We start from the raw sequence: 6,314 nt of genomic DNA, 5'->3' as shown, positions 1-6,314 counted from the left end.
TGCTCGCGATTATACTGCTCGCGATTATACTGCTCGCGATTATACTGCTCGCGATTATACTGCTCGCGATTATACTGCTCGCGATTATACTGCTCGCGAGCGGGGACGCTCGCACTATAATGAAAAATGCTTTTTTCAAAAATGAGATGCTCCCCAAATAACAAATAACAACTAACAAATAACAAATAACAACTAACAACTGCCAACTGCCAACTGACAACTGACAACTGACTAATGATTAATGACAAACCGTTAGGCTCTGTTATTCAAGGTTCCCTCAGCAAGGGATTAGAAGTGCGACTGCACGCCGACGTTTCAGTGGAAGATATGAGGGTGGGGAAATTTTTAGTAGTGCGGGGGGTACGATCGCACTTTTTCTGTATGCTCACCGATGTGTCTCTTGGAACATCCAGCAGTCGGATTTTATCCAATCCTCCCAACCCCAACGACGATTTTCTCCTCGCAGTCCTCGCAGGTAGCAGCACCTACGGTACGATCGAGCTTGCGCCCATGTTGATGCTGACTGCGGAAAAAGAAAAATCTCAAGCCATCTTCAATCCCACAGGTAACGGAGTCCCCGATAAAAAGCTGGCTTTAGGAAATTTGGGTTCTTTTGAGCCGCAAAGTGGCGCCGATATGGAATTGCTGCCGGTGAAAACGATTCCCAGCCACTTTTCCCAGGTGTTTGATGCCAAAGAAACCGATTTTCGAGCGGTTTTTGGCTGGGAAGATGATCCATATCGCCGCAATTTTGCGATCGGCAAACCGATTGACATGGACGTGGCTGTGTGCTTGGACTTAGACAGATTTGTGGAACGCAGCAACGGAGTTTTTGGTAAGTCGGGAACAGGAAAATCTTTTTTGACGCGCTTGCTGCTGTCGGGCATTATTCGCAAGCAAGCTGCTGTCAATCTAATTTTTGATATGCACTCGGAGTACGGGTGGGAAGCTGTTTCGGAAGGGAAACAATTTAGCACTGTTAAAGGTTTGCGGCAGTTGTTTCCCGATAAGATTCAGATTTATACTCTCGATCCAGAGTCTACAAAGCGCCGGGGAGTCCGCGATGCTCAAGAGTTGTTTTTGAGTTTCGAGGAAATTGAAGTGGAAGATATCTCGCTAGTCCAGCGGGAGTTAAATTTGTCGGAAGCTAGTATCGAAAATGCGATCATTTTGCGAAATGAGTTGGGCAAGGGTTGGATTAACAAGTTGCTGGAAATGACCAACGAAGATATTCAAATGTTTTGCGAAGAAAAGCGGGGAAATAAATCTTCGATTATGGCTTTGCAGCGGAAATTAGAGCGTTTAAATGATTTGAAATACATTCGCAAACGCTGTCCCAAAAATTATGTCACTGAAGTTTTGCAGTGTTTGGATAGTGGGAAAAATGTAGTAATCGAGTTTGGTTCGCACTCGGATTTGCTGTCATATATGTTAGCAGCAAATGTGATTACTCGCCGGATTCACGGAGCTTACGTGCGGAAAGCTGAGAAGTTTTTGATGAGTAAAAATCCGTGCGATCGCCCGCAACCGTTAGTGATTACCATTGAGGAAGCCCACCGCTTTCTGGATCCGGCGATCGTGCGATCGACTATTTTCGGGACGATCGCCCGCGAAATGCGAAAATACTTCGTAACTCTGCTGATTGTAGACCAGCGTCCCTCCGGTATCGACGGCGAGGTGATGTCGCAAGTCGGCACGCGGATCACAGCTTTGCTAAACGACGATAAAGACATCGATGCTATCTTTACGGGCGTTTCTGGAGGCCAGAGTTTGCGATCGGTTTTAGCCAAACTCGACTCAAAACAGCAAGCTTTAGTTTTGGGGCACGCCGTACCGATGCCGGTAGTTGTCCAGACTCGTCCCTACGATGAGCAATTCTACAAAGAAATTGGGGATATTGACTGGCAAGAAATGCCGGATGAACAAGTGTTTGCTGAGGCAGAATCTGCTAAAATGGATTTGGGATTTTAGATGAGACAAGATTGCTTTCCCAAGCTGTCCAATCTGAAAATAATCTGCGTTTATCCGTGTTTATCTGCCTTGCATCTGCGGCCCGGCGATCGAAGATTTATGCAAAAATTCTAATAACAACCAACTGTCAAGCGGTCAACTGTCAACTGTCAACTGTCAACTGTCAACTGTCAACTGAATGAAGCAAGGGCTTTTGCCCTCACACCCGTCACCCCTCATCCCTAACTTCATAAAAATTGGATAAGGTTAAATATTGTTCAGTCGATCGGCAAAATTTAACTCAAATAGCCAAACATCCCGCTCTTAATATATCTTTACTCACTGACAGCAAAAGTTGATTAGCATATTTAAATAAAAATGTCAAGAAATATTTTAAACGGTAAGTCGCAGCGAATACGGCGATCGAGTTCGGTTATCTCGCATCGCAGCATCTAGGCAGCGAGAAAAATTCAAGCGATGATGGAATAGAGAGCAAAATAAAGCCCTCGAATTGCATGAGTCTGTTTGCATGAGCGTGTTTGCTTGAGTCTGTTTGCATGAGTATTGTGAAGTTGAGTTGCACTTAAAACTAGCAGGGAATTGAAAACCTTAAGGAAAAATGTAGAATCTTGACCTTAAGACAGAGGTTTTTACCCTTTACGAGCCTCAAAATTTGGAATAATATTGAGAAAAGTAAACTCAAATTCACTTCGCCTAGAACTAGCCGTTAAAGCTAGCAAGCTACGGAAAATCGACGGGGATTACTGGACAATCAAGCACAAAAGTAATCCAAAACAACAAGCTTCTACCGATCGTCACCGATAAACAGGAGGGGTAACATCCCCCCTGTCGCAGTCTTTATCCCACTTGTAAAAGTGGGACAGGGTATCACCAACTTTTTATCTGTTGTTACAAGGAGTGCAATACTCACCCATGTCCACTACCACCCCCAAAACCAAAACAGTGAAAGCCGATCGCATGGGCAGCCGGCCATACTCCTCAACGGATACGGTTCGTACCTATCTGCACGAGATCGGTCGAGTACCCCTGCTAACCCGAGAAGAAGAGATTGTTTTCGGGAAGCAGGTACAGCAAATGATGAAATTAATCGAAGCAAAACAAGCGCTTGCTAAAGAATGGCAGCGAGATCTGACGAATGAAGAGTGGGCTGCCCAAATGGAGTTGACCGAAGCCGAACTGAACCGGATCTTGCAGTTAGGGCGGCGCGCCAAGCAAAAGATGATTGAAGCGAATTTGCGCCTAGTAGTTGCGATCGCCAAAAAATACCAGAAACGCAATATGGAATTCTTGGATTTAATTCAAGAAGGCACCCTCGGTTTAGAACGGGGAGTCGAAAAATTTGACCCGATGCGGGGATACAAATTTTCTACCTATGCCTACTGGTGGATTCGCCAAGCAATCACTCGCGCGATCGCCCAACACGCCCGCACCATTCGATTGCCAATTCACATCACCGAAAAACTCAACAAAATCAAAAAAGTGCAGCGGGAACTCACCCAGCAGTTGGGCCGTTCTCCCTCGCCTGCGGAAATTGCCACCGCCCTGGAACTGCAACCTTCCCAAATTAGGGAATACCTGCTGATGGCAAGACATCCAGTTTCTTTGGACTTGCGCGTAGGAGATAACCAAGATACGGAACTGCAAGAACTCTTAGAAGACGAAACAGCATCTCCAGACAACTACATTACTTCGGAATTGCTGCGGCAAGACCTCAATACCTTGATATCAGAACTGACCCCCCAGCAACGAGATGTGATTGTTCTGCGCTTTGGTTTGGAAGACGGCACCGAAATGTCTCTGGCGAAAGTCGGAGAACGGCTCAATCTCAGCCGCGAACGGGTGCGACAGCTAGAACATCAAGCCCTCGCCCACCTGCGGCGGCGTCAGTCTCAAGTCCGAGAATATTTGGCTAGTTAGTCACTAAAAGAGTTGAGATTTTCTCCAAATCTCAACTCTTTTTTTGTGCAGGCGCCTCCGGGAAGGATACTTTTATCCCAAGCAATTTTGAAGTGATATCATGTCCGGTCGATCGACCAAAATAAGTAAAGTTCGTAGTGCGGACTTCAGTCCGCTTTTTGGCCAATTGACCAAAATAAGTAAAGTTCGTAGTGCGGACTTCAGTCCGCTTTCTGGCCAATTGACCAAAATAAGTAAAGTTCGTAGTGCGGACTTCAGTCCGCTTTTTAGATGCGGACTGAAGTCCGCACTACGAACCCTTTTTGTGATGGTCATGCACTGGACACGATCTGAGTGAGGTACAGATAGTAATACCATTTTTTTAAAGTTATGACAGACTTTTGCAAACAAGGGAAACGAGAGAATTACAACGTCTTGTCGTCCTTTATCTCTATCTGATCTTTAGAAAAATGGTATAATGGGTAATTGGTAGGCTGACGAGTACAGAAGAGAGATTTGAAAAGCGCTATATTTAAGATGTCGATCGCACTTGATGGGCGATCGCAATTTATCAAAACTAAGGAATGAAAATTTAATAACTTACACGCTCGATGATTGTTGTGGGATGGGCGGGAGAGCCCGTCCTTTCTGCACGGGCTCTCCCGCCCATCCCACAAATTTGCTTAAGTTATTTAATTTCTATTCCTAATCTGAGATTTGAATTTAGGAACCGGGCGGGCGATCGAAAATTCAAGTTAATATTCAGGATTAAGCCAAATACCCGGTTTCTGTAATATCTCTTTGAAACAGGTACAAGAAGGGCGGCGCAGCAGGTATTTGAAACTTTGGGGCAAGCAAGTGGTTTTGACTTATTCGATCGTATTAACAAGCACTTTAGAGGCGATCGCCCTTGCTCTCTCGCCCGGTAACTTCAGCATCGAATTTCCCCTAGGCGAGGCACAGCAATCGGACATCAAATCCGGCCTTTTCACCTCCCAATCCCTCCCAAATGCTGCGCCAGATACCGCTAGCACAGGTTTAGCAGAGGGTATATACCTCTACGGCCAGTCGAGCCAGCCCGATCGAATTAAAAAAGAATATTTTGTATTTGAAATGCGACAGAGTAAAGTAGTCGGCGCTTTTTACCTGCCTCGGTCTGCTTTTTACTGTTTTTACGGCACTGCGGAGCGAACTCAGTTAAATTTAACAGTAGTGGACACTTACGACGGCAGTCGCTCTCCCTACTCCGTAAACCTGCAACAGTATTACCCTATTTGGGCCGTCAGCGACAACGATCGGCGCATTTTAGGTATTTGCAAGGAAGCTCACAAACAGCAGGTTTGGGGAAATTAATACTATTTTCGATTTTCGATTGGGGATTAAAGAATTGGGAATGATTTACTGCATAAGAGTTTGGAGTTTCCCTACAGTTGCATTCATTGGTGAAAATCGTCTAACCAATACCTGCGCGATTTTCTTGGTTTCTTGGGTATATTGACACTCCCCTGCCTAAAGGCGAGGGGATTCTTTGTTCATAGACTCAACTTGCTCAGACAGGATTTCTGAGCGTCAAAGTAGAGGTCGAATCTCCCAAAGCGTTCGGGTTTAAGACCCAAGTTCCGGTATGCCCTACCGTACTCAAGGCTAATTTCAGAATATTAATCGCTGCGTTCCAATCCCTATCCATAACAAACCCACATTCACAAGCGTGGGTTCTTACGGATAGGGATTTTTTTACGATTGCACCGCAATTTGAACATTTTTGCGAAGTATAAGCAGGATTGACTGCGACAGTTACCCTGCCAAACTTTACGCCAAAATACTCCAACCACTTTCTGAATTGATACCAACCAGCATCGTTAATTGATTTAGCGAGACAGTGATTCTTTACTAGATTCTTTATCCTCAAATTTTCATAGGCGACCAAATCGTTAGATTGGATTACGCAACGCGCCAGTTTCTTGGCGTGTTCTTCACGTTGCCGACTTATTTTGAGGTGTACTCGCCCTAATCGATTAATTGCTTTCTTGCGGTTGGCAGAGCCTTTCTTTTTGCGAGAAACACGGCGTTGTCGAAACTTCAACTGTTTCTCGCTTTTTCTGTAAAACTTGGGATTCGGTTCAACATGACCATCGGAGTCTGTATAAAACTCTTTCAGTCCCACGTCCAATCCAACTGTTTTACCTGCTGGCGTTGTATCTACATTGTTGTCAGCGCTGATTGCAAATTGAACGTAGTAGCCGTCAGCGCGACGTATTAAGCGAACTCGCTTAATTTGATCGATTTGGTAGAAATTAAGATCCCACGTTCCTTTTAGTTTGAGCTTGCCAATTCCCTTTTTATCGGTAAATGTGATTTGCTTCCGAGTTTCTGAGAGTTTCCAGCCGCTGACTTTATACTCAACTGAGCGACTGTTTTTCTTGAAAGTCGGATAACCTTTCTTTCCG

Annotated in this window: 3 protein-coding genes and 1 pseudogene; 3 read left to right on the top strand and 1 reads right to left on the bottom strand. The window is 45.0% G+C overall.

Annotated features, from left to right (window positions below; genetic code table 11):
• The first annotated feature begins 234 nt into the window (after positions 1–234).
• From JGK11_RS28795 to JGK11_RS28785, 3 genes are all read left to right on the top strand, one after another.
• On the top strand, positions 235–1,971 hold the full coding sequence (locus JGK11_RS28795) for an ATP-binding protein (RefSeq protein ID WP_293184264.1): 1,737 nt from the start codon (positions 235–237) through the stop codon (positions 1,969–1,971).
• A 912-nt stretch (positions 1,972–2,883) separates the two neighbouring features.
• Positions 2,884–3,888, top strand: a complete 1,005-nt coding sequence (locus JGK11_RS28790) for an RNA polymerase sigma factor, RpoD/SigA family (protein WP_293184266.1) — start codon at positions 2,884–2,886, stop codon at positions 3,886–3,888.
• Positions 3,889–4,668: 780 nt separating this feature from the next.
• Positions 4,669–5,220 (top strand): hypothetical protein, encoded by a 552-nt coding sequence (locus tag JGK11_RS28785; protein ID WP_293197318.1) that lies wholly within the window; start codon positions 4,669–4,671, stop codon positions 5,218–5,220.
• A 156-nt stretch (positions 5,221–5,376) separates the two neighbouring features.
• On the opposite strand, the pseudogene JGK11_RS28780 reads toward JGK11_RS28785, so the two are convergent.
• Positions 5,377–6,314 (bottom strand): annotated as a pseudogene (locus tag JGK11_RS28780) (transposase); the annotation flags it as partial.

This window comes from Microcoleus sp. PH2017_34_RAT_O_A (assembly GCF_020737885.1).
Taxonomy (GTDB): domain Bacteria; phylum Cyanobacteriota; class Cyanobacteriia; order Cyanobacteriales; family Microcoleaceae; genus Microcoleus.
This window is presented reverse-complemented; position numbering and strand designations above follow the sequence as displayed.